23 protein-coding genes are annotated in these 26,622 nt (G+C 42.6%); 13 read left to right on the top strand and 10 right to left on the bottom strand.

Going from position 1 to position 26,622, the window contains the following annotated elements:
• Positions 1 to 16: 16 nt before the first annotated feature.
• The 9 genes from yidD to ACRHOZ_RS04590 all read left to right on the top strand — a co-directional run bounded on the left by yidD (position 17) and on the right by ACRHOZ_RS04590 (position 5,924).
• The gene (gene yidD / locus ACRHOZ_RS04550) at positions 17 to 244 is read left to right on the top strand and encodes a membrane protein insertion efficiency factor YidD (RefSeq protein WP_431122856.1); all 228 of its coding nucleotides are present in this window, start codon (positions 17 to 19) and stop codon (positions 242 to 244) included.
• A 275-nt stretch (positions 245 to 519) separates the two neighbouring features.
• Positions 520 to 1,455, top strand: a complete 936-nt coding sequence (gene lgt / locus ACRHOZ_RS04555) for a prolipoprotein diacylglyceryl transferase (protein ID WP_431122858.1) — start codon at positions 520 to 522, stop codon at positions 1,453 to 1,455.
• Between the two features lie 9 nt (positions 1,456 to 1,464).
• Complete coding sequence (locus tag ACRHOZ_RS04560; protein WP_431122859.1) at positions 1,465 to 1,956, top strand: DUF192 domain-containing protein; 492 nt, start codon at positions 1,465 to 1,467, stop codon at positions 1,954 to 1,956.
• Positions 1,957 to 2,481 (top strand): GNAT family N-acetyltransferase, encoded by a 525-nt coding sequence (locus ACRHOZ_RS04565; RefSeq protein WP_431122862.1) that lies wholly within the window; start codon positions 1,957 to 1,959, stop codon positions 2,479 to 2,481. It abuts the gene before it with no gap.
• Positions 2,482 to 2,510: 29 nt separating this feature from the next.
• Positions 2,511 to 3,755, top strand: a complete 1,245-nt coding sequence (locus ACRHOZ_RS04570; RefSeq protein WP_431122864.1) for an ATP-binding cassette domain-containing protein — start codon at positions 2,511 to 2,513, stop codon at positions 3,753 to 3,755.
• Between the two features lie 7 nt (positions 3,756 to 3,762).
• On the top strand, positions 3,763 to 4,302 hold the full coding sequence (locus ACRHOZ_RS04575) for a DinB family protein (protein ID WP_431122866.1): 540 nt from the start codon (positions 3,763 to 3,765) through the stop codon (positions 4,300 to 4,302).
• A complete protein-coding gene (locus ACRHOZ_RS04580; RefSeq protein ID WP_431122867.1) occupies positions 4,299 to 4,817 on the top strand; it encodes a GNAT family N-acetyltransferase in 519 nt (172 codons plus the stop codon). Before ACRHOZ_RS04575 ends, ACRHOZ_RS04580 begins: the two co-directional genes overlap by 4 nt.
• Before the next feature lie 10 nt (positions 4,818 to 4,827).
• The gene (locus ACRHOZ_RS04585; protein ID WP_431122870.1) at positions 4,828 to 5,151 is read left to right on the top strand and encodes a hypothetical protein; all 324 of its coding nucleotides are present in this window, start codon (positions 4,828 to 4,830) and stop codon (positions 5,149 to 5,151) included.
• A gap of 8 nt (positions 5,152 to 5,159) precedes the next feature.
• Entirely contained in the window at positions 5,160 to 5,924 is a 765-nt protein-coding gene (locus ACRHOZ_RS04590) for a HEAT repeat domain-containing protein (protein ID WP_431122872.1), read from the top strand.
• A gap of 50 nt (positions 5,925 to 5,974) precedes the next feature.
• On the opposite strand, the gene secDF is transcribed toward ACRHOZ_RS04590, so the two are convergent.
• Positions 5,975 to 8,944 carry a protein translocase subunit SecDF gene (gene secDF / locus ACRHOZ_RS04595; RefSeq protein WP_431122874.1) on the bottom strand — a complete coding sequence of 990 codons (2,970 nt, stop codon included), beginning with the start codon at positions 8,942 to 8,944 and terminating at the stop codon, positions 5,975 to 5,977.
• A gap of 214 nt (positions 8,945 to 9,158) precedes the next feature.
• A complete protein-coding gene (gene mdh, locus ACRHOZ_RS04600) occupies positions 9,159 to 10,085 on the bottom strand; it encodes a malate dehydrogenase (protein ID WP_431122876.1) in 927 nt (308 codons plus the stop codon).
• A gap of 247 nt (positions 10,086 to 10,332) precedes the next feature.
• Here mdh and ACRHOZ_RS04605 point away from each other — a divergent pair, with 247 nt between their 5' ends.
• Positions 10,333 to 10,704, top strand: a complete 372-nt coding sequence (locus ACRHOZ_RS04605) for a hypothetical protein (protein ID WP_420400575.1) — start codon at positions 10,333 to 10,335, stop codon at positions 10,702 to 10,704.
• Between the two features lie 82 nt (positions 10,705 to 10,786).
• Here the strand turns inward: ACRHOZ_RS04605 and ACRHOZ_RS04610 are convergent, their stop codons facing one another.
• Positions 10,787 to 11,797, bottom strand: a complete 1,011-nt coding sequence (locus tag ACRHOZ_RS04610) for a DUF6588 family protein (RefSeq protein WP_431122878.1) — start codon at positions 11,795 to 11,797, stop codon at positions 10,787 to 10,789.
• Between the two features lie 269 nt (positions 11,798 to 12,066).
• Between ACRHOZ_RS04610 and ACRHOZ_RS04615 the strand changes: the two genes are divergently transcribed.
• The gene (locus ACRHOZ_RS04615; protein ID WP_431122880.1) at positions 12,067 to 14,643 is read left to right on the top strand and encodes an alpha/beta fold hydrolase; all 2,577 of its coding nucleotides are present in this window, start codon (positions 12,067 to 12,069) and stop codon (positions 14,641 to 14,643) included.
• Between the two features lie 72 nt (positions 14,644 to 14,715).
• Here ACRHOZ_RS04615 and gyrB read toward each other — a convergent pair whose 3' ends face one another.
• Positions 14,716 to 16,656: a DNA topoisomerase (ATP-hydrolyzing) subunit B gene (gene gyrB, locus ACRHOZ_RS04620; RefSeq protein WP_431122882.1), complete on the bottom strand. Its 1,941-nt coding sequence runs from the start codon at positions 16,654 to 16,656 to the stop codon at positions 14,716 to 14,718.
• 238 nt (positions 16,657 to 16,894) lie between these two features.
• Positions 16,895 to 18,565, bottom strand: a complete 1,671-nt coding sequence (gene asnB, locus ACRHOZ_RS04625) for an asparagine synthase B (protein WP_431122884.1) — start codon at positions 18,563 to 18,565, stop codon at positions 16,895 to 16,897.
• 245 nt (positions 18,566 to 18,810) lie between these two features.
• Here asnB and ACRHOZ_RS04630 point away from each other — a divergent pair, with 245 nt between their 5' ends.
• Complete coding sequence (locus tag ACRHOZ_RS04630; protein WP_431122886.1) at positions 18,811 to 19,353, top strand: DUF2911 domain-containing protein; 543 nt, start codon at positions 18,811 to 18,813, stop codon at positions 19,351 to 19,353.
• A gap of 46 nt (positions 19,354 to 19,399) precedes the next feature.
• Here ACRHOZ_RS04630 and ACRHOZ_RS04635 read toward each other — a convergent pair whose 3' ends face one another.
• Complete coding sequence (locus ACRHOZ_RS04635; RefSeq protein WP_431122888.1) at positions 19,400 to 21,022, bottom strand: amidohydrolase; 1,623 nt, start codon at positions 21,020 to 21,022, stop codon at positions 19,400 to 19,402.
• A 139-nt stretch (positions 21,023 to 21,161) separates the two neighbouring features.
• Positions 21,162 to 22,250 carry an OmpA family protein gene (locus tag ACRHOZ_RS04640; protein ID WP_431122890.1) on the bottom strand — a complete coding sequence of 363 codons (1,089 nt, stop codon included), beginning with the start codon at positions 22,248 to 22,250 and terminating at the stop codon, positions 21,162 to 21,164.
• Positions 22,251 to 22,399: 149 nt separating this feature from the next.
• On the opposite strand from ACRHOZ_RS04640, the gene ACRHOZ_RS04645 reads away from it, so the two are divergent.
• A complete protein-coding gene (locus tag ACRHOZ_RS04645) occupies positions 22,400 to 22,741 on the top strand; it encodes a carboxypeptidase-like regulatory domain-containing protein (RefSeq protein WP_431122892.1) in 342 nt (113 codons plus the stop codon).
• A 27-nt stretch (positions 22,742 to 22,768) separates the two neighbouring features.
• Here the strand turns inward: ACRHOZ_RS04645 and ACRHOZ_RS04650 are convergent, their stop codons facing one another.
• From ACRHOZ_RS04650 to ACRHOZ_RS04660, 3 genes are all read right to left on the bottom strand, one after another.
• On the bottom strand, positions 22,769 to 23,860 hold the full coding sequence (locus ACRHOZ_RS04650; RefSeq protein WP_431122894.1) for an OmpA family protein: 1,092 nt from the start codon (positions 23,858 to 23,860) through the stop codon (positions 22,769 to 22,771).
• Positions 23,861 to 23,962: 102 nt separating this feature from the next.
• Positions 23,963 to 25,723, bottom strand: coding sequence for an alpha/beta hydrolase (locus ACRHOZ_RS04655; RefSeq protein WP_431122896.1), 1,761 nt, complete (start codon positions 25,721 to 25,723; stop codon positions 23,963 to 23,965).
• A gap of 98 nt (positions 25,724 to 25,821) precedes the next feature.
• A complete protein-coding gene (locus ACRHOZ_RS04660) occupies positions 25,822 to 26,619 on the bottom strand; it encodes a helix-turn-helix domain-containing protein (protein ID WP_431122898.1) in 798 nt (265 codons plus the stop codon).
• Positions 26,620 to 26,622 lie beyond the last annotated feature (3 nt).

Genomic DNA, 26,622 nt, shown 5'->3' on the forward strand with positions numbered 1-26,622 from the left:
CGTACCCATTTAGGGAATGTCTTTAAAGAAAATACTTATTGCCCCCTTTGTGCTTTTGGTACGACTTTACCAAATGCTCATCTCTCCGTTGACCCCTGCTACCTGCAGATATACCCCAACCTGTTCGGCCTATACTTTGGAAGCTTTGAAAAAGCACGGTCTTTTTAAAGGTGGGTGGCTCTCCATAAAGCGCATTTTTAGCTGCCATCCCTGGGGCGGCAAAGGTTACGACCCTGTTCCATAGGAAAGTTCAAGATCAAATGCCAAGTTCAGGTTCAATCAACTGTGGACAGTAGTAAACACCTTCACCTTTAACCTTTCACCCTTTACCATTCACCCTTTACCCACCAAGTAGTAGCCCAATTCACACGTTCTCAAATCGTCGCATCCAAAGCTCAAGATTTCAAATTAAACTGCATGCTATTCACCAAAAACCCCATCAATGATTTATCTCAATTCTAACATCTAAAAGCGCAGCGGTCTAACTTCTTTAAGTATATTAGTCCAAAATTTTACCTTATGTACTTTTTAGGCTTTAACTGGAATCCGGATGGCACTTTGTTTCAACTGGGTTTTGTTCAGATCAAGTACTATAACCTACTTTGGATAGCAGCTTTTGTGGTCGGATGGTTTCTGATGAAACGTATCTTCCAAAATGAAAACAAGTCCTTGGAGAAATTGGATTCCTTATTTATTTATGGAATCGTCTCCATTATGCTGGGTGCGCGCCTTGGACACGTGATTTTTTACCAGAGCGATTTGTTTACCAAAGACCCCTTGTCCATTTTATTGCCCATAAGTACCGTTCCCGAGTTTAGATTTACCGGTTTTGCAGGTTTGGCCAGCCATGGAGCCACTATTGCGGCCATCATTGGAATGTGGCTGTATACACGCAAATGGAAGGACATTAAGATGCTATGGTTGCTGGATAGGATGGCAGTCGTATCCGCCATAGGGGCTTGTTTTGTTCGTTTGGGGAATTTTTTCAATTCCGAAATCAACGGAAAGGAAGCTGATGGATCTTCTTTTATGGCTACCAGATTTATTCGGGACAGTCAAGATATGCCTGAGAGTGAAGCTATGCGGGTTACTGGGGAAAAAACCGCTAATGCCGCCTATAAGGCCATTGAAAACGATCCCCAATTTGCCAGTATTTTGGAATCCATTCCTTTTAGATATCCCGCCCAATTGTATGAAGCCATGGGTTATGCCCTCATTTTTGTGCTCTTGTATCTTTTGTATTGGAAAACGGATAAAAAAGACAAGCCAGGATATCTCTTTGGCTTGTTTATGGTATGCCTTTGGACGGTTAGATTTATTGTAGAGAGATTCAAAAGGGAGCAAGGCGGAATCGAGGAAACCCTTGGGCTTTTGTCTACAGGACAATGGCTGAGTATCCCTATGATTTTGATAGGATTGTATTTCATGTTCAGACCCAATTCAGCTAAACAATAATCCCTTATAATGAACAATTGGCGTAACGTACTTTTTGTGTTGGTAGGTTCCATGCTGTTCTTTAGTGCATGTAAGACGGAATCCAAAAAGGAGATTCAAACCAAGACCATTACATTTACCAAGGAAGGGGAGTTGACCATTTCCAAATCCGAAACGGATTCCATAATCGCCCGTTTGGACATCGAAATTGCGGAAACCGATTATGAAACCCAGACCGGATTAATGTATCGGGAATCCATGGAGCAAAAGCAGGGAATGTTGTTTATTTTTCCAGATGTGACGCATCATTCCTTCTACATGAAGAATACCCAATTTCCTTTGGATATCATCTATATCGATGAAAACTTGAAAATTGCCAGTTTTCAAAAAAATGCAAAGCCCTTTGACGAAAGTGGACTTCCTTCGGAAGGACCGGTGAAATTTGTATTGGAAATCAATGCAGGCTTGTCGGACCAATGGGGTCTTGAAGTGGGCGATACAGTTGCTTATTCCCGAAATTAGATGGACAAGCGACTCCTGGAAAACCAAAGTAGCGAGCGACTACTTTTTAGAAAGGTTCAGCTCTCAGATTTTGAGGCCTGGCTACCATTTTACAACAATCCAAAATCCACGGAATTTTGGGACGGACTGCCCTCGGATCCAATCCAAGCTTGTCAACAGCAGTTTGACCGTATTTTTGAACGATACGAGCATGAGTTGGGCGGTATGAATGCGCTTGAGCTAAAATCCACTGGGCAATTGGTTGGTATTTGTGGCCTTTTGGTTCAAACTGTGGATGGAATTGAAGAGTTGGAAATAGGATACTCGGTTCTACCTGAATTTTGGCTCCAGGGCTTCGCTTTTGAAGCAGCCGAGAAGTGCAAACAATATGCTTTTCAACACCAGTTGACCAATACCTTGATTTCCATTATTCATGTGGACAACATCCCTTCTCAAAAAGTTGCTCTAAAAAACGGGATGGTTCTGGACAAGACAACTACCTACAAGGACAATCCCGTACACATTTTTAGGGTAGATCAAGGATAATTTTTAACTTAAAATCCTTTATCCAAGGGATGGACCAACCTAAAAACTACGCCGTACTCACCAACAACACCTCAAAGACCAGGAATTTGGTCCTCAATTTATTAAATGGTCCAATACCTAATGGGTTTGAAGCATTGGAAAACAAATCTGGTTTGCTTTTTTCGCGTTCGGAAATCCACCGTTTTATGGATGAGGAAGAACGGCATGATGTAAAAATAATCACTCAGGACACCCAACAATCCCTTAAGACCATGAGCAGCGGCGAACAAAAGAAAGCCCTACTCCGCTATTTGCTATCCCAAAGTCCCGATTTTTTGGTCCTGGTAAATCCCTTTGACAACTTGGATGTTGCTACCCAAGCAAGTCTTAAGGAGCAGCTCCTTACCATATCAAAAACAACGGTTTTGGTGCAGGTGGTAAGCAGACTGGAGGATATCCTCCCCATTACCTCCAATTATTTCAAATTGGAAAATGGCAGTTTAAACAGATATACCGATTCAGAAGCATTTTTTAAGGCCAACCAAACTGGAACTTTGGGTTTCCAACTCCCCATTCCGCCCCCTATCCAGCAAATCAAAGTGGAGTCCGAAACCTTGGTGGCATTCAAAAACGTGTCCGTCAGTTTTGATGGACGGCAGGTATTGAACAACATCTGTTGGACCGTAAAGCAGGGGGAATTTTGGCAACTTATAGGCCCCAATGGCAGTGGCAAGACCACTCTTTTGTCCATGGTTACTGGAGACAGTCATAAAGGGTATGGTAAAGATTTAACCTTGTTTGGACAAAAAAAAGGAAGCGGGGAAAGTGTCTGGGACCTTAAAAGCAAGATTGGCTATTTTACCCCAGCAATGACCGATAAGTTTAATGGATACCATAGCGTCGAAAATATGCTGGTTTCAGGGTTTCATGATTCGGTGGGGTTATACATAAGACCGTCTGACCATGAAAAGCGAGTGGCCAAGGAATGGTTGAAACTACTGGGCTTAGAACACAAAAAAGATATACAGTTTTTGGAACTGACACAAGGCCAAAAACGATTGGTGATGACCGCCCGTGCCATGGTAAAACATCCTCCGTTGCTCATTCTGGACGAACCTACAGCAGGTTTGGACGACGCCAATGCGGCCTTGTTTATAGCCTTGGTGAACAAGATTTCCACTGAGAGCCATACCACCATAGTTTTTGTATCCCATAGAAAAGAGATTGGATTGGAACCTCAATTTGATTACATTTTGGAAATGGGTGAATCCGGTTCCACTGGAAGCGTTAAATAAGCCAAGAATGAAGAAAGAAGAAATCATTCAACAGTTAAAGCATAACCATCAAACTTTTGCAAAAAAATTGGAAAGTCTAGGAAAGGAGGATTTTACCCGAATTCCTGGCCCTAAATGGACTGCAGGACAACAGTTGGACCACATTCTGAAATCTGTAGTTCCCACAGCAAAAATATTCCATACGGCTCCTACAGTTCTTGAAGAAAAGTTTGGATTGGCGGAGAATCCCAGCAGAACCTATCAGAAGTTGGTGGATGACTATCTGAAAGTTCTGGAAAATTTGAGAGATTTTGTCTTACCCGAACGATTCGTCCCCACTAAAATCACCATTGAAAATCGAGGCCAAACAATTTCAGAACTGCTAGCAGCAATAGAAACTCTAAATCAAGGACTTCATCTCTTTGACGAATCGGTTTTGGATTCGCATAGGATTGTCCATCCCGCCATGGGGAAGTTAACCTTACGGGAAATGCTGTACTTTACCATATACCATGTAACCCATCATGACCGTCAAATATTGGAGAATCTAGAAAACTACCCAGCATGATACAATTGAGGGAGGCGAATACAAATGATGCAGCGGTTATTGCCCTGTTGGCCAGAGTGACCTTTACCGAAACCTTTGGGCATTACTTTAGGGACCCAACCGATTTAGATCAATATCTCAACCAAACCTTTGGGGTTTCCAAATTGCGAACTAGCCTATCCAAGCCCAATAATGTGTTTTGGCTGGCCTATATGGAAGAGCTCCCTGTTGGATATGCCAAACTAAAACGACACTCCCCTTCCCCTTTTTTGAACTCGGATAAGGTTTGTCAACTTCAGAAAATCTATGTGCTGAAGGATTTTTTATCCAAAAAAGTCGGGTTGGCACTCCAAGAAATTCTCCTGGATAAGGCACAAGAAGAAGGTTTCCAAAAAATTTGGCTCTCGGTACTCAAAGAAAACGAAAGAGCTATTCGATTTTACAGCAAAAATGGCTTTGACACCTTTGGTGACCATGATTTCAGTATTGGCCAGGAAGATTTTGAATTTCAAGTCATGGCCAAGGATTTATTTTAATTTTGACAGTATGCGGGAAGAGGTCTTAAAAATTTATGATGAAGTGGTAGCCGTCAATCCCAATTTTGAGCGAAAGGGCAAAACCATGCCCTATACCTCCGCCAACGGATATATGTTTTCCCTACTGAACAAGGATGGGGAATTGGGGGTTAGACTTTCCAAAGAGGTTATTCAAACCTTTGACCAAATGTATGGAGCACTTCCCTTCAAGTCCCACGGAGCCACCATGCGGGAATATGTTCTGATTCCCGAATCGCTTTTGAAAGACAAGACCCAACTTGGAGCTTACATTCAAAAAGGTTACGAATATGTTTGTTCCCTACCCCCTAAGTAAATCCAATTATGGGGTTTTACGACTTGTCCAAAGAAGAACGCCAAGCATTGGTTCAACAGATTGACCAAGCCATTCGTCATGGCTTTAAAAATCAGCAAATCGAGCCGGTCAACAACTATTTTGCAGATGATGATACCTATATCCGGAAAGCGGGATATCTGGCGGTTGGCAAAATCCACAAGGCAGGGCAAATGGAAACCGTATCCATTGTTTCTTTTTTGGAACTTCTCTTGGATAACGATTCAGAAAAGGTTAGACAAACCGTTATCAATGCCGCAGGCGAAGTGGGCAAGAGAGATTTTGAATCCGTGAAGCATTTTTTTGACCAAGGCTTGTTTGACAATCACCATTCCGTTAGAAATGCGGTTATTGGCTCCATTAAAAAAATGGGAGAGAAAAATCCTGAGCCTATTTTGCATTGGGCAAAGAAGTACCTTAAACATCCTGATAAAGAGGTACGTCGGGAAATATGTCATGGAATTGAACTTCGGGGACGAACCCATCCCCAAGACATTCTGCCGCTGCTTGAGGTACTTCAGCATGATCCTACTGCCAGAGTGCGAAACACCTTAATTCATGTAATAGGTCAAATAGCCTATAAGAAGGGCTGCCTACCCACCGTGATTACTGCTTTAAATTCTTGGAAAAACAAAGGACTTGTAGAAAAAGCTCTGGATGAAATTGTGGATGTACACCATCGCTATAAAAACTTTGCTGTACTATCCCAAACTGAGGCCATCGCCTATATTGGCCAGAATTATGACCCAAAATGAAAAAGCCATCTGAAAACAGACGGCTTTTTCGACCAAATATAAATTCTCAACTACTCTCTAGCTGAGCCAATTTTCCTTTTCAAGGCATCAAACATAATCGGTGTTGCAATGAAAACAGAGGAATAGGTACCTACCAATACCCCCACGATCATAGCGAACATAAATCCTCTTAAACTCTCTCCGCCAAAAACAAAGATAGCCAAAAGCACGATCAATGTTGTAAGTGAGGTATTCAACGTACGGCTCAAGGTACTGTTCAACGCTTGATTGATATTCTGCCCATTGTTCCATCCTTTGAGATTCACAATTTCCCGAATACGGTCAAATACTACCACCGTATCATTCAGGGAGTACCCAATAACGGTAAGGATGGCCGCAATAAAGGCTTGATCAATCTCCATGTTGAACGGCATGATCTTACCGGTCAATGAGAATATCCCTAGCACGATCATTACATCATGGAATACCGCGATTACAGCACCCAAAGAGAACTGCCATTTTCTAAATCGTAAAAGAATGTAGAGGAACACCACTGCCAAAGAACCGATAATGGCCAAGAACGCATTGTTCTTGATATCATCCGCAATGGTTGGCCCTACTTTTTTGGATTGGACAATTCCAAGAGCCTTGTCAGATGCAGCACTCAATGTAAACTCATCATATGAAGTACCATCTGGCAAGTATTTCTGAAGCGAGGTGTATAGTTTGTCCTGAATCTCATTATCCACTTCAATCCCCTCAACATCCACTTTATATGGAGTGGTAATCATAATCTGATTAGCCTCCCCAAAAGTTTTCACATTGGTACCACTTCCAAAGACATCGTTCAATTCTGATGCTATTTCGGATGGATTTACTGCTTTTTCAAAACGAACTTGATACGATCGTCCCCCCACAAAGTCCACACCTTGCTGCAAGCCCGTGGTAAATAAGGAGAACGCTCCTATACCAACCAATATCACAGAAACTATATAGGCAATTTTACGTTTGCCCAAGAAGTTGATCTTCATATTGGTAAACAAGCCCTTGGTCATCGCAGTGGAGAAATCCAAGCTTCTGCCTTTTTTGGCAATATAGGAATCCACCATCAATCTAGTGATGAAGATAGCAGTGAACAGGGAAGTTACAATACCAATCAAAAGAGTTGTTGCAAAGCCCTTAATGGGACCTGAACCGAAAATGAATAGGATAATTGCCGTTAAACCGGTGGTAATGTTAGCATCCAAAATGGAAGACAATGCGTTGCTAAAACCATCCGCCACAGCCTGACCCTTGCCCTTACCGCGCGCCAATTCTTCTTTAATTCGTTCAAAGATCAGTACGTTCGCATCCACGGACATACCAATGGTCAATACGATACCTGCAATTCCAGGAAGTGTCAATACCGCACCAAGGCTGGTCAATACCCCAAAAATTAGGACTATGTTTAAAATCAATGCGATGTCAGCAAAGATTCCTGCTTTACCATAATAGAAAATCATCCATAGCAACACAAAGGCCATGGCAATCAAGAAAGACATGAAACCGCTATCGATAGCTTCTTGACCCAAAGATGGCCCAACTACTTCCGATTGGATAATTTCTGCTTCTGCCGGAAGCTTACCAGCTCTCAATACGTTGGCAATATCCTTGGTCTCGTTAACCGTAAATGTTCCCGTGATTTCAGAACGTCCGCCAGATATGGGTCCGTTGGTAACTCCTGGTGCCGTGTATACTTTACCATCCAATACAATGGCAATACCTGTTTGGTTGTTGTAGGCATCCCCTGTCAACTTTTCCCAATCCTTGGCTCCTTTGGTATTCATGGTCATGCTTACCGCAGGCTTGTTGTATTGGTCAAAAGTATCCTGTGCATCGGATACTACATCCCCACTAATTCTAGGAACGTTATCCCTGTTTGATTTAAGCGCGTATAACTCGGCAATCTCTGAATCCTTTGCAGGACGCTCCCATAAAAATTTGGTGAATTGGACATCAGCAGGCAACAACCTTCTAATCTCTCTCATTCTAAGATATCCGCCAATCTCAGCGGTATCAGACACCAATGCTCTTGCAATGGCATGACTCCCTGGGTTACCTGGTATCAGTTTACCCAGTAATGGATTTACCTGAGGTGTCAAGTCCAAGGAATCTTGGGCAACATCGGATAACAAGGAATCAATCTCTGATTCTGGAGTAGCCTGCGCTTCCTCTTCTTCCTCAACAGGTTCCAAAATCTCTTTTAAGCGTTCGTTGGCGTTCACAAAAAATGCACCCAAACTTTGATTGCTTTGCTGGTAGGTTTCCCAGAATTCCAATTGCGCCGTACTGGAAAGTAGTTCCTGTGCCCTGGCAATGTCCCTTGCTCCAGGCAGTTCCACCAAAATACGCCCGGAATTCCCTTCCCGCTGGATATTGGGTTGAGTTACCCCAAAACCATCGATACGCTCACGCAAAACCTCAAATGCAGAAACAATGGCCTCATCAATTTTGGTTCGGATAATGGGCTTCACCTGGTCATCTGTCATCTGGAAGTTGACCACATCGCTTAGCCCCTTATTGGCGAAAATATCAGGAGAAGCCAATTTGGTATCCCCCTTGATAGCATCAAATGCATCAAAAAACAGTTCCAAATAGGTATCAGGGCTGCTCTTGGATGCGGTATCCGCATCATCCAAAGCCTTATTGAAAACGGGATTTTTGGAATTATTTGCCAAACCTTGCAAGATATCCCTAACGGAAATCTGGAGGGTTACATTGATACCCCCTTTAAGGTCCAATCCTTTGTTAAGTTCCTTCTTTTTGGCATCATCATAGCTGGTAAAGCCCAAAATTGGGTTGGTTCCAATGGAATCCAGATACGATGCCTCTAAAGCCTCGCGCTTTGCCACATAACCTTCTTCATCTTCCGAAATCTGGCTGATGGCGTAGGTTTCAGCATCCCCTTCCAATTTGCTTGTAATGAAAGTATAGGAAAGCTGATAAACGCTCACCAAACCAAAAAGGAGTGCGAAAAGCTTTATAAGTCCTTTATTTTGCATTGATTATTAAATTTTTATGATGTTTTGCTAAACAGCGTGCAAATATATCATTTCCCATAAGATTTGCCAATAGAAATTATGGGAATTGCAATAAGCAACTGGTGGGAATACTGTTAAAACAAAAATGTCATTTCGACACTAGTCAAAATCCATCCGCAACAGACAGATTTCTTACTCACGCTCGAAATGACATTTTATATGGTGGAAATTCAGCTTACAGCTGAAGCAATCCGTTGGTTTTTTTCACGCCTTCGGCACTTTCCTGCATTTTGGCTTTTTCAGCATCGCTCAAATCAATTTCCACGATTTTCTCGATACCATTTTTACCTAAAATTACTGGCACCCCAATGCTCAAATCATCCAATCCATACTCCCCTTCCAACAAGGCAGAGCAAGGGAACATTTTCTTTTGGTCACAGGCTATGGCCTGCACCAATCCAGAAACAGCAGCACCGGGAGCATACCAAGCACTGGTACCCAACAATTTGGTCAATGTAGCGCCACCAACCTTGGTTTCTTCAACCACCCATTGCATTTTGTCCGCTTCAAGAAATTCGGAAACTTTAACGCTGTTTCGGGTAGCATGTCCAATAAGTGGTACCATACCTTTATCGCTATGTCCGCCGATAACCATGCCATCCACATCAGAAATGGGAGATCCCAAAGCCTCGGCCAATCTGTATTTGAATCGGGCACTGTCCAAGGCTCCGCCCATCCCGATAATCTTGTTTTTGGGAAGATCAGTGGTTTTGTGCACCAAATAGGTCATGGTGTCCATAGGGTTGCTCACCACAATAATGATGGTATTGGGTGAATGCTCCAACAAGCTGGAAGCAACAGACTTTACAATTCCCGCATTGATCCCAATCAATTCTTCACGGGTCATTCCAGGTTTACGTGGAATTCCAGAGGTAATTACCGCAATATCGCTACCTGCAGTTTTGGAATAATCACCTGTGGTACCGGTGATTTTGGTATCAAAACCATTCAAAGAGGCGGTTTGCATCAAATCCATGGCCTTCCCTTCGGCATAGCCCTCCTTGATATCCAGCAAAACCACTTCCGCGGCAAAATTTTTCATGGCAATATATTCGGCACAGCTAGCCCCAACTGCACCTGCTCCAACTACGGTAACTTTCATTTTTATAAGATTTTATTTTAAACGTTCAAAAATAAGGCATTTGCGGCAGATAAAACCTGACATTTTACCATTTTAAGTTGGATTGGAATCCTCCAACAAATTGTAGGTAAAGTATGTACAATGTTAACAAATTGTGCAGTTCACCGAAGAAATGGCAAAGACCCTTACCATACATCGATTTTCCAACAATACTTGGGTTAAAAAACCCGTTGTATTAGTCCCAAATTACATTTAACCTACTTAACCTATGAAAAAGTTCTTTTCATTGTTGGCCATTGCATCCATAATTGCTGTTAGCAATTGTACCAGTATTCCTGAAAACAACGATCCCATTCTCGGGATTTGGGTAAGGGACGATGTCAATGGAGACGAAAACAAAAATGGAAGTACTTCGCGAGAGGAGTGGATATTCAACGACGTATACCTAGGTCGATATCAAAGCTACTCCAACTCTAGCCTTACTTTTTATACCGATTTTAAATGGTCCGAGGAAAATGGTAAATACACCATTACCTATTCGGATGAACAAGTCACGGATGTTATTGTGAGCCTGGAAGAGACCAGCGACCCTGAAATATTAGCCTTGGAGAATGGTTCTGTCTTCGCCACCAGGGAATAATGGAAGGCACACCATATGAAAATAGGAAGCCCCAACAATTGTTGGGGCTTTCTTTATGTTTTGAGTTGGAATAGCTTGTTTTCTATCTAAATCCGAAGTTGATACCAAAGGTCAAGGTGCTAAATTCCGCAATGTTATAGTCTGCATTGATTCTAAAGAATCCTAGCTTAAGTTTGGTCCCAATGTTTCCTGAAACGCCGCTAACCTTATTACTAATGTTGAACGGATCATTGTAAACAATGGGTTGTGCAACGGTTTCTATTTCATATCTACCCAATATGTTCGTATCCGCTTTTCCAGTGATGTAATTCAATCCGCCATAGAAGTTGATCACAGGCAATTTTGTGGATACCACTGCGCTGAAATTCCAAGAGCTGAATTTAGCATCAATTCGTTGGTTTTCCCCGTTAATCACATCGGTATTGGTAAAATCGTACTCCCCGCTTAGATTGGTGTAACCAATAACTGCTGAAATGGCCACAGGTAATAGCTTGTCTGCAGGAAGATGTTTGGTAAAATCGTGTTGTACACCAAATCCGTATAAGCCTATTTTAACGTCATCGGTGTTTATTTTTGGCAAGAACCTAGCTTTAACCTCGGTTCCCTTGATCAATCCCACACTGGCCTGAATATATCCGGAAGGCACAAAATTCAAATCTTCGGAAGACAAACCGGAAGGCAGCTCAAAGGTTGCACTAACAGGTTGCCCTTGTACCAATGCATTAATGGCCACATCCACACCTTCAATATCCCCTAAGGCTGTAGCTACTTCCTTGGATGTACTACCATCGACAAACGTAAGATTTTCGTAATCTGCGGTATTTAAGGTAAAGGATTTTTTATCGTCTTTGTTTTTGAAGCCTGTAATATTACCCACGATGGAAATTTCAAAACCACCTAAAGGTTTGGCATCGGCAGAGTTGTACCACCCATTGGAGATACTGTAAACACTCGCTTCGGTAACTGGAGCCATCCATGCTGTGGTAAATCGCTCCGCATCATTAAGTCCAGCAGCCAAAATATCATTAAGGTTGGATTGCGCCATTCCCATGGTAGCACTGAACAAAGTAAGTAAAAGAACTATCTTTTTCATCTTGTGAGGTTTTTCCCAAAACTATGAAACTGGGCTTGGGATGCCGACTTTTTGTTGTGAAATGCCCTTATCTATATATTTAGGGGTATTACCGTGATGGCAATACAATAAAACAGGGCCAAATTCGCGCATATTTTGATGACTCCCCCAACACCGAAAAAATCAGTTGGTTGGCTTATTTATGTTGTCTGTCGCCCCTGCTCTATGGGTAATCTATTCTTTTTGCAGCCCATGGGTCAAATCTTTACTTTTTGACTAAAAATTACTTCATGGTTAAATTCTGGAATACTAGATTGTCATTGTTTGTTGTCTGTTTTGTTTGCAGTTCACTCCTGCATGCACAAAAAAGGCAAGGCAACATTGTTGAATATTTTGGCAAGGAAAAAGTAAACGAAGTCAAAGAGGGCAAGGTAGCCCATGTGTTCAAGGAGGCACTCTATCTTCCTACAAAGCGAAACGCTCTCAATTCCATTTCGTTTCCCACTGATAAAGTATTAAAGGATTTTTTGATGACCCATAAAACGGTTTCTGAAGGTGAGATTGGACTGGTGGATCATTCAGGAACTGCGCAACGATGGACCAAAATCAAAGTGGATAGCAGCAGCACCTTTAATAGTCCCGTACTCCGAGGATCCTACGTTTACCTCAGCTATAAATCCAATAAGGAGGACATTGTTCTTTTTGAAGCTTCGGGCCATACCCAAGCTATCATCAATGGGTTTCCGCATGAGGGGGATTATTATGATTTTGGTTACAGCCTGATTCCCATCAAGTTGAAAAAAGGCACCAATGTGTTTGTATTAAAATCCGGGCGCTTTCCCCGCGTACGTGGAAGATTGATCAAACCAAAATCACCTGTGCTTATGACACAACGAGACATGACTTTACCCGATCTTTTGATGGGCGAGGACATTAAATATAAAGGAGCTATTAGAGTCATCAATGCTTCCGATACTTGGGTGAAAAAGCATGAGATTCAGGTAGTGTATCAAGGAAAGAAATTATCCTCAGAGATTCCGTCAATTCCTCCTATGAGTGTTAGAAAGATGGCTTTTGAAATTCCCTCGGTAGAAGAAAATATCACCACCCAGGATTCAAACCTCAAACTAAAGCTGATTAACGGTTCGCAACAGACTTTGGATGATCAGGAAATAGCAATACACATCAAATCCAAACACGATAAGCACAAACGCACTTTTATAAGTCAAATTGATGGTAGTGTGCAATATTTTAGCGTAGCACCCTCATCTACACATGATTTGGAAGATGGGGCTTTGTTTCTTTCGGTTCACGGTGCATCGGTAGAGGCAGTAAACCAAGCCAACGCCTATAAGCAAAAGGATTGGGGCCATGTAGTAGCACCTACCAATAGAAGGCCTTTCGGTTTTGCCTGGGAAGACTGGGGGCGTTTGGATGCCTTGGAAGTATTGAAAGAAGGCAAGAGAATCTACCAACCAAATCCACAAAAAATATATTTGACAGGTCACTCCATGGGAGGTCATGGCACCTGGTATCTAGGAGCCACTTATCCAGACAAATTTGCGGCCATTGCGCCCTGTGCAGGCTACCCTGATCTGCTGGGTTATCGGGACAGTTTTGTAAAAAGGGCCTTAAGTGCCAGCGAAGAGGAGCTCAAGCGATGGGGCATTACTCCCAAAATGTTGGAGGAAATGCAAAAGAAGCCTCAGCTCACGGATATGGATCATATGATTTTGCGTGCAGGAAACCCAAGCAGGACCTTAAAGTTGAAACGAAATTACCTGCAGCAGGGAATTTATGTATTGCACGGGGAAAAGGACAATGTGGTGCCCACTTTTATTGCCCGGGAAATGCGGGAAGTTATGGGTAAATTCCATTCCGATTTCACCTATTACGAATATCCTGGAGGAACCCACTGGTATGGGGATCACAGCATGGATTGGCCACCTATTTTTGACTTGTTCAAACAGCGCAGCATTCCTGCGGATTCCACCATTAAAAAGATGGAATTTTACACGGCCTCACCTGGAGTTTCAGCTACCTCCCATTTTGCATCCATAATCCAACAGCAAAAACCCTTGGAGATTAGTTCTATCAACTTCAACAAAGAAGATGGGGTCAAAATAGATACGGAAAATATCTCCGTTCTTAAGCTGGACTTGGATGCAATGGGATTGGATACCAGCAAGCTGCAAATTGATAACGACACTTTGGAAATCTCGTCAGTCGGTAAAATCTATTTACACCATACCAATGGATCATGGAGGGCAGGAAACGCGCCATCATATAAGGACAAAGGGCCGCATAGAAATGGTGGTTTCAAGGATGCCTTTAGAAATGAAATGGTCTTTGTTTATGCCACAAAAGGAACCGAGCAAGAAAATGAATGGTATTTTAACAAGGCACGACTGGATGCTGAAACATTTTATTATAGAGCCAATGGATCTGTGGAATTGGTAGCGGATGTAGATTTTAGCGCAAAGGCCTATCCGAATAGAAACATTGTCATTTATGGAAACAGCGACAACAACTCGGCTTGGAGCAAACTCTTAAAGCAATTTCCTGTTCAAGTCAAAGACAATCAAGTTACAGTTGATGGGAAGGAAGTAAAAGGGAACCAATGGGGGCTCTATTTTATTGCCCCTAGACAGGATAGTGATACCGCAAGTATTGGGGTGGTTAGTGCAACCGGGACAAATGGGATGAAGGCCATTTATAGCAATCACTATCTGTTGAACGGAACCTCTTACCCCGATTTGCTCTTGTTTAGCAATGGAATCATGGATTATGGAACTGACGCGGTAAAATGCGCTGGATTTTTTGGCAATGACTGGTCTTTTGAACGGGGCGAGTTTGAATGGAACTAACCAACAACCAATATCCAACTATAAAAAAATCCCAGGTTGCCCTGGGATTTTTTGTTTATCGATTGAACACTATTATGCGTCTATATTCGCGTAAACCGCATTTTTCTCTATGAATTCACGTCTTGGCGGAACCTCATCCCCCATCAACATGGAAAAGATTCGGTCTGTCTCCGTGGCATTTTCAATGCTCACCTGACGAAGGGTTCTAAACTCTGGATTCATGGTGGTATCCCAAAGTTGCTCGGCGTTCATCTCCCCAAGACCTTTGTAACGTTGGATGCTTGCTCCTCCCTTCATGGAATCCACAATCTCATCGCGTTCCTTATCGTCCCAAGCATATCGCTTTTTGGAGCCTTTTTTCACCAAGTATAAAGGTGGGGTAGCGATGTAGACATGTCCATTCTCTATCAATTCCCGCATGTAACGGAAAAAGAAGGTAAGAATCAAAGTCTCAATATGGCTACCGTCCACATCGGCATCACACATGATAACCACTTTATGGTATCGAAGTTTTTCCAGGTTAAGCGCTTTGCTGTCCTCTTCGGTACCGATGGTAACCCCAAGGGCCGTATAAATATTCTTGATTTCCTCGTTTTCAAAAACCTTGTGCTGCATGGCTTTCTCCACGTTCAAAATCTTACCACGTAATGGCAAAATGGCCTGGAAGTTTCTATCCCTACCCTGTTTGGCCGTTCCTCCCGCAGAATCACCCTCAACCAAGAATACCTCACACTTGGTAGGATCTTGCTCTGAGCAATCCGAAAGCTTTCCAGGAAGCCCCCCAACACTCATTGGGTTTTTACGTTGGACCATTTCACGCGCCTTGGCAGCTGCGTGACGGGCCTGGGCCGCCAATTTTACCTTTTCTACGATTTGTTTGGCATCATCTGGATGTTCCTCTAGATAATCTGTAAGCATTTCTGATACTGCCTGACTTACCGCGCTGGTGACCTCCCGGTTACCCAACTTGGTCTTGGTTTGCCCTTCAAACTGTGGTTCGGCAACTTTTACCGAAACAATGGCAGTCAATCCTTCCCTGAAATCATCCCCAGAAATTTCAAACTTTAATTTATCTAGCAATCCGGAGTTATCCGCATATTTTTTGAGAGTAGTGGTCAATCCCCTCCTAAATCCAGATAAATGCGTACCCCCTTCGTGGGTATTGATGTTATTTACATAGGAATGAAGGTTTTCGGAAAAACCAGTGTTGTAGATCATGGCCACTTCCACTGGAATTCCATTCTTCTCACCTTCCATGGAAATCACACTTTGTATCAGCGGCTCGCGGGTTTCATCCAAAAACTTGATGAATTCCTTGAGACCTTCCTCAGAAAAGAAGGTTTCAGAGATAAACTCTCCTTTTTCGTCCTTGTTTCTCTTATCTGTAAGGGTAATGGTCACTCCCTTGTTCAAATACGACAACTCACGCATTCTGTTGGCCAAGGTATCATAACTGTATTCCGTTGTCTGGGTAAAAATGGTATCGTCCGGTGTAAAGGTAACCGTCGTACCAGTCTCTTGAGTTGTACCGGTGCTTTTTACGGGATAAAGGGTCTTACCTCTTTCGTACTCCTGCTCCCAAATTTTACCTTCGCGATGTACCACCGCTTTTAGATGGCTGGACAGGGCATTAACACAGGAAACCCCAACACCGTGAAGACCCCCGGAAACCTTATAGGAATCCTTGTCGAATTTCCCTCCAGCCCCAATCTTGGTCATTACAACCTCCAGGGCGGAAACTCCCTCTTTCTTGTGCAGTCCAACAGGAATACCCCTACCATTATCTTTTGTTGTGATTGAATTGTCTTCATTTATAATGACCTCAATGGTATCGCAATGACCACCCATGGCCTCATCAATGGAATTATCCACCACTTCATATACCAAATGATGTAACCCCCTTGTCCCTACATCTCCAATATACATGGAGGGTCTCATACGCACGTGCTCCATGCCCTCAAGGGCCTGGATACTATCCGCGGAATATTGGTTTTTTTTAGCTTCTTCGCTCATACATCTGCTTTATTTGCCTTGAAAATTTCAAATCTTACAAATATAACGAATACCCTATGTAAATGGGCGTTTCAGGTCAATTTGACCTCTCAAGTTATCAACAAAAAATTGTGGAAAAAGCGAAGCGGAATTTTCAGGGATTTTTCAACCAAAAAGCCCCTTATATCAGGGGCTTTTCTGACTAATTGAAAATGAAACAAAACAGCATCTTCCTACTACATAAAATATAATGGGTCGGCTATTTTACGTATGCATCTTCATGAACATTGGCCACGGCCCTTCCTGAAGGGTCATTCATGTTCTTGAAGGCCTCGTCCCACTCCAGGGCAATCTTGGTACTACAGGCCACTGAAGGCTCTTGTGGCACACTCATTGCTGCCGCATCCGAAGGGAAATGCTCTTCGAAAATGGAACGGTAATAATATTCCTCTTTGGTGGTTGGCGTTTGGATCGGAAACTTAAAGTGGGCATTGGCCAACTGCTGGTCCGTTACCTCTTCTTCCACCAACTCTTTCAAGGTGTCTATCCAGCTGTATCCAACTCCGTCAGAGAATTGTTCTTTTTGTCTCCAGGTCACGCTTTCCGGCAAATAGGATTCAAAGGCTTTTCTGATCACCCATTTTTCCATACGCTCCCCGTTGATCATTTTATCCTTGGGATTGATTCGCATGGCCACATCCATAAATTCCTTATCCAAGAAAGGTACTCGGCCTTCAATTCCCCATGCAGCCAAAGATTTATTGGCCCTAAGACAATCGTACATGTGAAGCTTATCCAGTTTTCTTACGGTTTCTTCATGAAAATCCTTTGCACTTGGCGCCTTGTGGAAATATAAGTAGCCGCCAAAAAGCTCGTCCGCTCCTTCTCCGGACAACACCATTTTTATTCCCATGGACTTGATGACCCTAGCCATCAGATACATGGGCGTGGAAGCCCTAATAGTTGTGATATCGTAGGTTTCAAGGTTGTAAATCACGTCCTTGATGGCATCCAATCCTTCCTGGATGGTAAATTTGATTTCGTGATGGATGGTTCCAATATGATCCGCTACCTTTTGAGCAGCAGCCAAATCTGGAGATCCTTCCAAACCAACTGAAAACGAGTGCAGTTGTGGCCACCAAGCTTCTTTGGTGTCACCAGATTCTATCCGCATTTGGGAATACTTCTTGGCAATTGCCGAAGTGACCGATGAGTCCAATCCACCGGAAAGAAGTACTCCATAAGGCACATCCGACATCAATTGACGGTGAACCGCAGCTTCCAGGGCCTCTTTAAGTGCTGCAATGCTGGTCTCATTTTCTTTTACAGCTTCATACTCCATCCAGTCCCTTTTGTACCATCTCTTGAATTCCCCATCCGAACTATGTAAATAGTGTCCCGGAGGGAACAATTCGATTTTGGAGCATGATCCCTCTAAAGCTTTCAACTCAGAGGCCACGTAAAAAGTCCCTTGTTTATCCCATCCTATGTATAGTGGAATAATCCCCATATGGTCCCTTGCTATGAAATACTCATCCTTTTCGCTATCATAGATGGCAAAACCAAATATCCCATTAAGGTCATCCATAAAATCCACTCCTTTTTCTTTATAAAGGGCCAGAATGACCTCGCAGTCCGATTGCGTCTTAAACTGATATTTTCCTTCAAATTGGGCCCTAAGTTCTTTGTGGTTATATATTTCACCGTTGGCTGCCAATACCAATTTTCCATCTTCGCTGAACAATGGTTGCTTACCCGACACTGGATCCACAATCGCCAATCGTTCATGGGCCAAAATGGCTTTATCGTCCGAATAAATTCCACTCCAATCCGGACCTCTATGCCTTACTTTCTTCGACATCTCCAATAATTGGGGCCTAAGGCTTTCTGTACTTTCTTTCACGTCAAACGCGCATACTATTCCACACATATCTCTAATAAATTAGTAACAATTTCTGATACAAATATTATTGAATAACGTCAATTATAAAACATTATTGGAATTATTGCTTACATATTTTTATGCAGATTGACAATTATTAAAAATTATGTTAGGTTATCAGAGATTATCTCATGATTCCCTATCACTTTGTAAGTCTTGTTAAATTTTAACGTCTTTTTATAAAATCATCATTCATTAACACCCTAGTTTTGGAAACATCTAAAATCATCATCATGAAAAAATTTCTCTCACTTACCATTTTAATGTTAACACTTACTTTTTCTACGGAGCTTGCAGCCCAAAAGTTTAGCGGTCTGGACATAAGCCCTGCAGATATTGCCACTTATCCTTCCAGTTATAGGGTATCGGACAAAGCCATAAAGGTGGTTTATAGCCGACCCAAACTGAAAAAAGATGGGGTTAAAAGAGATCTTGCCGACTTGGCCCCTGAAGGCAAAGTATGGAGAACCGGAGCCAACGAGGCCAGTGAAATTACCTTTTACAAGGATGCCACTGTTGGCGGAAAATCAGTTAAGGCTGGTAGCTACTCCTTATTTACCATTCCTGGGGAAGACGAGTGGACGATCATATTGAACAGCAACCTTAACCAATGGGGCGCTTATTCTTATGATAGTGCCGCCGACGTGATAAGAGTTTCAGCCAAAGCTAGCACGGCCAACGAATCCCTAGACGTTTTTTCCATTGCCTTTGCAGACGATGGAGACCTGGTCATGGGTTGGGGAAACACCCGAGTTTCACTGGATATCAGTCTATAAAAACAACTCCTAAACGAATTTGAAAAGCGGGCCTAAAGGCCCGTTTTTATTTTACCCGTTTTCCACCCAAAAACACCTGTTCCGCCTGCAAGTTTGGAATCTCCTCCGCCGAAATGGTCATGATATCATTGCTAAGGATAACAAAATCAGCAAATTTCCCTGGTTCCAAACTTCCTTTTTCGTTTTCCTCAAAATTGGAATATGCTGCCCAGATGGTCATTCCCCTAAGTGTTTCTTCACGGGACAAGGCATCGGTCATTTGAAATCCTCCTTCGGGATACTGGTCTAAATCTTGACGGGCCACCGCTGCATAGAAGGTCAAGAAAGGGCTTACCCTTTCCACAGGAAAGTCGGTGCCCAGGGCTATAATTCCCGACTTATCCAATAATTTTTTAAAGGCGTATGCACCCTGAACCCGCTCTGGTCCCAATCGGTCTTCCGCCCAATACATATCACTTGTGGCATGTGTGGGTTGTACGGACGGGATTATACCTTCCGCGAAATACTCAAAGTCTTCCTCTGAAACAACTTGGGCGTGTTCCACTTTCCATCTTCTATCCTTGATACCCTCAAGCGACTTTCTATAGGCTCTTAGAACCACAACATTGGCAGAATCACCAATGGCATGTGTATTCATCTGATAATCTGAAGCCGCTATTCGTTCAGCCAAGGCCTCAATTTGATTTACAGGGGTGACCATGGCACCGAAATGTCCGTGTTGATCCGAATAAGGTGCTTTAAGTGCTGCTCCCCTAGAGCCCAAAGCGCCGTCACCATATACCTTTACCGATCGCACATTGAGTTTATCGGTCTTGAAAATCCCAGCCTGTAAGTAGTGATCTAAATTTTCTTGGGTGTTGCTGATCATTGCATAAACCCTCATGGACAAGTCCCCCGTTTGGTGCAGGCTATCTATAAGTTCAATGGTGGATTTATGAAGTCCTGCATCGTTGACCGTTGTTAGTCCGTAATTTAAGCACAGGCTTTCGGCATCCTTCAGCGCCTGAATTTGTGCAGCCCTTTGAGGTTGTGGAATTATGTTATCTATCAAGGCCATGGGATTGTCCACCAACACCCCACTTGGTTTACCCCCCTCTAGAATTATTTCTCCCCCATCCACTTGGGTATGCCCATCAATTCCAGCCAAATCCAGTGCTTTCTGATTCACCAGATAGGCATGGCCATCCACTCGTTGTAAAACCACAGGGATATCAGGATATAGTTGGTCAAGTTTCTTCTTGGTTGGGAACTCCTTTACTTCCCAATCATTTTGATCCCATCCCCTACCTTGGATAAAATTGGAAGGACGTTCTTTTTGGAAGGCGATCACCTTCTCGATGACCTCATCAAAACTCTTAGTTCCAACCAAATCTACTATCTGTTGATCCAATCCGAGATTATAAAAATGGCAATGGGCATCTATTAAACCTGGAACAATTGTCTTTGACTGGGCATCCAGATTCTCCTTGGCATTATATTTTTGTTGTAAAGCCTCCGAACTCCCCAAGGAAACAACTAGTCCGTCCTTTACCACCAAAGCAGTGGCTTTGGAAAATTCAGCATCAACGGTGTAGATATTGGCATTATGGACCAATAAATCTACCTCTTCCTTTGGAGTGCAGGCGACAAGCAAACAAATCAATAAGAATCCCAAATGATAATTTTTCATGAATCTGAAGGTTTCCTTCAAAAATAGAAAAATGTAGCAGTACTATCGGGGTCAACTTATTTATCCATGGGATATAAAAAAAATCACCTCTAAAGAGGTGATTTCAATTAACAGTTCTAGTTGGTTATTTACCTATTTTTTAATCCTTCACCTCGGTCATAACAAATTCAACCCTTCTATTGGACAAATGATCATCCTTGAGTTTTCCATTGCCCAGGGGTCTTGTACTGCCAACACCTTCCCAGACGATACGGCTGTCATCAATACCTAGTTTCTTGAGATAAAGTGCAACCGCCCTAGCTCTCAAGGAGGAAATGAACTTGTCATAACCCGGTTTTCCAACGTTGTCCGAATGTCCTGTAATCTTCATCTGGACCTCAGCATTCTCCTTGAGGTATTTGAATATTTTCTTGACATTGGCAATAGCCTCCGCGTCCAACTCGTATCCCTTGGGTTCAAAAGGATTACGCTCCAACACATAGATCTTGTCTTTTTCATAATTGACCCTTGGCAACTCTTCCAGGGCAAAATTATCCACATAATAATAGGAGAAGTCACTTGACAATACCGGAGTTGCTTTTTCCAAGAGTGCTGTATCCGTATTGCTGGCAAAATTTCCAACGATGATATGATTTTCAAAACCCTTGGCTTCAAATTCTGCGGTAAGGGTTATCCATTCATCCGTATTGGCCAAGGATTTATTTGGTTTTAGCTTTACCTCTTGGAATATGACATCTTCTTGAAAATCCAAACGGGAAGTGGTAAGTGCCGAACTATTGGGCAACTTGATTTTTTTGTTGACCAGCATCACCGAAATATTTTTCAAGGCCAAAGTTGACGCATCGGCAAGACTTACTTGCAATGATAATTTATAGGGGTGTTTCTCCCTCAAGGTTTTGCTGGTGTTCAATTGAACATACTCGCGGTAGTCGTTAAGGGCATAGAAATACAGCCCTACGTAGCCGGAGCCATCCGTTGCCTTTTGACTGCCTTTAAAATTGGCGGGTACACCAAAGTCATCGGAACCACACTCATGAAAATAATCTCCAGAGCTTGATGAAGGAATTGAAATATCTTCAAGCAAAGAGTCAAATGCAGTAATATTGACAGGACAAGCATTATGCCTTTCAAAGCTGGGATTCAGTATTAGATTCTGCCCAACCATCGCTTGGTTCAACAAAAGGGCTAATACAGGAAGAAAAAAAATACGAGTAACCTTATAAATCATAGAAATTATGTTTTTAGGTTCTCGTACTGCCTATATAAACGTTGGATTTAGGCCTGTATTGTCTAACTTTTCAATTTTGTTGCTTCAGTTTAGCGCAGCATATGATACTAACTTTCAATAAAATACGTTACTATAGTCCAAATCTTACTATGATGCGCATAGTGACCTTTATGCTAATGATGTGCCTTGTGCCCTGTTTTGGTTTTGGTCAAAATCAGATAACGGGCAAAATTGTAGACGAGCTTGGCTTTCCCATTTACCGAGCTTCCGTTGAAATAAGTGGTACCGATAGTATCGCTTACACGGACTACGATGGCTCCTTTGTGCTTGCTAGCGAAAAGGCTTTTCATTGGAAAATCAATATTAAATCCAAAGGGTACCGACCTGAATCATTCTTTGTTTTGGATGGTGGAAGTACCGAGAGTATTGTTTTGGAGTATGATGCGGAAATGAAGGAACTATTAAGTGGCACTTCAAGCACACAACACTAAATCTAGATTAGAAAGAAAATAAGCGAATTACTCGTCGTCCACAAACTCCGTCATCACAAACTCCACACGACGGTTTTTGCGTCTGGCCTTATCAGTAAGGGCACTGTCCAAAGGCAGTTTATTGCCATACCCCTGGGAAGAAATTCGATGTGGTTTTAATCCCAAACTCATCAAATATCTGGCAACCGTGGTAGCTCTTTGTTTGGAGAGCACATCATTGTAGTCATCAGAACCTTGATCGTCTGTATGACCGCTAATGGAAACCTTGAGTTGAGGGTTCTTTCTTAAATAGTCATAGACATCCTTTAAACTCTGTTTTGCTTTTGGCTCCAACTCAAAACGGTCAAAGTCGAAGTTGACATGATTGAGCACATAGCTTTGATTGGGTTGATAATCCGGCCCCAAGTATATTAAGGCAACATCGTCCAAATAGTAGTAGGAATAACCCTCTGCTCCAGCGGTTCGTTTACCAAAATCCAGGTAATGCGTTCCGCCATTGCTTTTAAAATTGCCCAACACCAAATGCCTTTCAAATCCTTTGGCCACAATATCCAAACTCACCTGCATCCATTCCTTTTTATCATCGTAAAAGCCAGTAGCCGAAAATTGCTTGGCGTGGGTTGTTCGGGTCTTGCTTGATGCCAAAACTGCATTGGAAAGTTGTCTTTTGGTATGAATGGAGAGTGGTTTTTGGGCAAAAACAGCACCCAAATCCATCACGGCCCCATCTGATTTTTCAGAAAGGCTCATAGACAAGCTCAATCTGTATCTATGCCCTTTTTTCAGGGTTTCCTTAAGTTCTACTTGAATATACTCCCGATAGTCCTTTGGTGCAAAAAGATACAGGCCGGCATAGGCATTTCCTTGATATGCTTCCTGCTTTCCTTTAAAATTCATGGGAATCCCCAACTTGGTCTTGCTGCACTCGTTAAAATAATCCGTGGTACCCAGGGTTGGAGCGCTCCAATACTCGGTATCACCGTTAAGATTGCTCATTTTAACAGGGCATTCCACAAAATCCTCAAATCCACCATTGTGGACGAGGTTTTGGGCAATCCCCGATGTAATACACAGGGAAATTGTGAGGTTGGTCAATATGTTGCTGAATCGTAATCGCATGATTTCCAATCCATGTGGGGTAGCCTATCTGTCCCTTACGAACTGATAGGCGTGCATGTAATAACGATTTTCTTAGGACTTTATTGTGTTTTTCCTACAAAGCTAGAGGTTGCGAAGAAAATCTTCAATGGTTGCGAAGTACGTTTTGGGAGCATCAAGCCATCCGTAATGGGCACAATTCTCTAGAATAGTGAGTTTGGAATTGGGAAAGGTCTGGTGTGCCATTTTCGCTACCTGGGGATGAACAACATCGTGGTCCCCATGCAGGATCAGCACAGGGTTTTTAAACTGTTCCATTGCCTTGGACACGTCATAACCATTTTTCCTTAAATCGGACCAAACTTGTTGATTCACTTCCGGATAAAAACGAGAATTAAAGGCAAGTCCCTTAAAAACACGGTTCCGTAAAGTTTTATCATAAACATAACCTGCTGCCAAAGCTTTATGTCGATGTAACATTTGTAATTCCGGATTTTTGATACTTGACACTTCCCTCAGGGATTCATGATCCTCGGGTGTTAAACCACGCATCAACCGTTCATTGGTATCCTCCAAAAACTGAAGGTCCATTCCCCCAGAATGGGATAAAATCATGGATTTTACACAAGTAGGATAGGCTTCGGCATAGCTCATGGCATACATACCACCAAAGGATTGCCCAAACAAACTTATCTGGTCATATCCCAAATGTTTCCTGAGAGCCTCCAAATCCTCTACCATGACTTTCATGGAAATAGTTTCGGAATTCAATTCGGAAAAGCCCGTACCCCTTTGATCAAAAAGAACAACTTGGTGGGTTTTGGCAAATTTTTTTGCCAGACCTTGGAAATTATGACTGGAAAAACCAGGTCCCCCATTCAAAACAAACAGTGGGTCACCAGTACCAAACACCTGATATGCCAACTGTACCCCGTTTGTATTGAGGGTTTTGTATTGCACCTTGTTTTCCATAATGTAATCCAAGATCATTTTTCTGTATGGACTTTGGTCGGACTTTGCCAAATTATCCAATAGCGATTCATGGTCTTCATTGTGGATATGATGGAATTGCATGCGATCATAATCGGCTTGTTTTGCAGTATTTTCCAATAATCTTGTATAATCGTAGGTCCCCCTTTCCGATATCACCAGCATGGGCACCCATTGGTTATCGACAAAACTCGTGGGCGAAGCATTTCTAAAAGACGCTTCCGTATTCCCAAAAACGGCTTGCACATGTTTTTCAGCCATTTCTTTTCCATTGTATCTTAAATGGCTTTGGTGATAAGCCGAAATGTCATAGGCCCCGGCAACAGGTATTGCTCCTCTGATATCCTTTACCGATTTGCCCACATCATTTAAATAATTAGGATCCATGGAAAGAAGGGCCGCCAAATGCCCCCCTGCGGAATAGCCACTTACAAATATGGAACGGGAATCATACCCGTATTCATTTCCATTATCATGAACCCAAGCAAAAGCCCTCGCTACATCTTTGATATGCTCCGGATGTTGAACTCCTTCCTTAAATCTTGAATCTCTCCAAGTACCGGGACTGAGCCGATAGCTTATGGCCGCCACGGCCACTCCTTCCCCTGCAAACTTCCTGGCTAGATTGCTTTCAAACTTCCTTCCCCCAAATGCCCAGGCACCACCATGTATCCACAATAGTAAGGGTGGATTTTGGACGCCCTGTGGCACAAACAAATTTAGTTTGTGTTTTATGCTATCGACATCTTTCCCTCGATAATAGGGTAAATCAAAAAACTCCTTGATTAGGTGTTTCGGCTCTTTTTGAAAGCCAGCACAGCTCAAACTAAACAGTAAGCTTGCACCCAACATAACGGACATTAAGGCATACCTTTTTAGTACGTTCTTCTTCAAATCCCTGCTGTTTACAATCAAATTAAATAAAAACATAGAGGGAAATTACTCTAGATCTATATCAGCCCTGCAAAAATCTTGCGAATTTGGTTTTGGATTCAATCCAGTAAGCACTTTCTTAGGTATCTCACATCCCGGAAACCGGATTTCATGGCCACTTGATGTAATGGCATCCCAGTAGAAATTAAATTTCTAGCATGCTGGATTCGAAGGTTCATTAAGTACTGGGTTGGGGTTACCCCGTGAACCGTCTTAAAATTTCTTTGGAAATGAAAAGGGGAAAGACAAGCAATCTGGGCAATTTTATCAAGATTCATTTTATGGGAAAAGTTTTCGTCCATAAAAGCCCGTGCCTTTTCCAAGTTTTCACTTAAATGGAGCTTGGTTTCCCATTTTTTGACCTTGATTCCCTGCACTTTTTTTGAATAATGGGTTAAGAACTGTGGCATGAAATCCAAAATTTCGTTTAAGTGGTGGTCGGGAGAAATTCTGTAACCTCCTCCAGCTACTTTTTGGAGTACATCTCGCCCTGTAGTGCTGATGGCCAACGGGAATGTTGGCATTTTCATGGGTTCTTCGGTTAGGTCATGACACCTTTCCTCAAAACTGTCCTTGGACAAATAGATACATATACCAGTAGCTCCCTGTCCCTCCATCACCTGAGTTTGAAGCTCAACTCCTGGAGGTACCAACAAAAACTGACCAGGTTTCACCGTTTTTGTAAGTCCGTTAAAGACATATTTCTCCATGCCCTTCAGAACCAACTTTATGGAGTAGTCCGTAGTCAAGGATGCTGCATCATACTTTTGCAGTTGGGAGAAAAGTATTTTACCATCCACTTTTTTACCCTTTACCCCAAAAATATCGCCTTCCTTATGTCTTATTTGATGTACCAAGTT

The sequence above is a fragment of the Flagellimonas flava genome (genome assembly GCF_050617915.1).
GTDB classification, from domain to species: Bacteria; Bacteroidota; Bacteroidia; order Flavobacteriales; family Flavobacteriaceae; genus Flagellimonas; species Flagellimonas flava_A.

Bases quoted from the DNA above. Each gene is read 5' to 3' on its own strand.
- yidD (WP_431122856.1), top strand. From the start codon at position 17: ATGTCTTTAAAGAAAATACTTATTGCCCCCTTTGTGCTTTTGGTACGA.
- lgt (WP_431122858.1), top strand. From the start codon at position 520: ATGTACTTTTTAGGCTTTAACTGGAATCCGGATGGCACTTTGTTTCAA.
- ACRHOZ_RS04560 (WP_431122859.1), top strand. From the start codon at position 1,465: ATGAACAATTGGCGTAACGTACTTTTTGTGTTGGTAGGTTCCATGCTG.
- ACRHOZ_RS04565 (WP_431122862.1), top strand. From the start codon at position 1,957: ATGGACAAGCGACTCCTGGAAAACCAAAGTAGCGAGCGACTACTTTTT.
- ACRHOZ_RS04570 (WP_431122864.1), top strand. From the start codon at position 2,511: ATGGACCAACCTAAAAACTACGCCGTACTCACCAACAACACCTCAAAG.
- ACRHOZ_RS04575 (WP_431122866.1), top strand. From the start codon at position 3,763: ATGAAGAAAGAAGAAATCATTCAACAGTTAAAGCATAACCATCAAACT.
- ACRHOZ_RS04580 (WP_431122867.1), top strand. From the start codon at position 4,299: ATGATACAATTGAGGGAGGCGAATACAAATGATGCAGCGGTTATTGCC.
- ACRHOZ_RS04585 (WP_431122870.1), top strand. From the start codon at position 4,828: ATGCGGGAAGAGGTCTTAAAAATTTATGATGAAGTGGTAGCCGTCAAT.
- ACRHOZ_RS04590 (WP_431122872.1), top strand. From the start codon at position 5,160: ATGGGGTTTTACGACTTGTCCAAAGAAGAACGCCAAGCATTGGTTCAA.
- secDF (WP_431122874.1), bottom strand. From the start codon at position 8,944: ATGCAAAATAAAGGACTTATAAAGCTTTTCGCACTCCTTTTTGGTTTG.
- mdh (WP_431122876.1), bottom strand. From the start codon at position 10,085: ATGAAAGTTACCGTAGTTGGAGCAGGTGCAGTTGGGGCTAGCTGTGCC.
- ACRHOZ_RS04605 (WP_420400575.1), top strand. From the start codon at position 10,333: ATGAAAAAGTTCTTTTCATTGTTGGCCATTGCATCCATAATTGCTGTT.
- ACRHOZ_RS04610 (WP_431122878.1), bottom strand. From the start codon at position 11,797: ATGAAAAAGATAGTTCTTTTACTTACTTTGTTCAGTGCTACCATGGGA.
- ACRHOZ_RS04615 (WP_431122880.1), top strand. From the start codon at position 12,067: ATGGTTAAATTCTGGAATACTAGATTGTCATTGTTTGTTGTCTGTTTT.
- gyrB (WP_431122882.1), bottom strand. From the start codon at position 16,656: ATGAGCGAAGAAGCTAAAAAAAACCAATATTCCGCGGATAGTATCCAG.
- asnB (WP_431122884.1), bottom strand. From the start codon at position 18,565: ATGTGTGGAATAGTATGCGCGTTTGACGTGAAAGAAAGTACAGAAAGC.
- ACRHOZ_RS04630 (WP_431122886.1), top strand. From the start codon at position 18,811: ATGAAAAAATTTCTCTCACTTACCATTTTAATGTTAACACTTACTTTT.
- ACRHOZ_RS04635 (WP_431122888.1), bottom strand. From the start codon at position 21,022: ATGAAAAATTATCATTTGGGATTCTTATTGATTTGTTTGCTTGTCGCC.
- ACRHOZ_RS04640 (WP_431122890.1), bottom strand. From the start codon at position 22,250: ATGATTTATAAGGTTACTCGTATTTTTTTTCTTCCTGTATTAGCCCTT.
- ACRHOZ_RS04645 (WP_431122892.1), top strand. From the start codon at position 22,400: ATGATGCGCATAGTGACCTTTATGCTAATGATGTGCCTTGTGCCCTGT.
- ACRHOZ_RS04650 (WP_431122894.1), bottom strand. From the start codon at position 23,860: ATGCGATTACGATTCAGCAACATATTGACCAACCTCACAATTTCCCTG.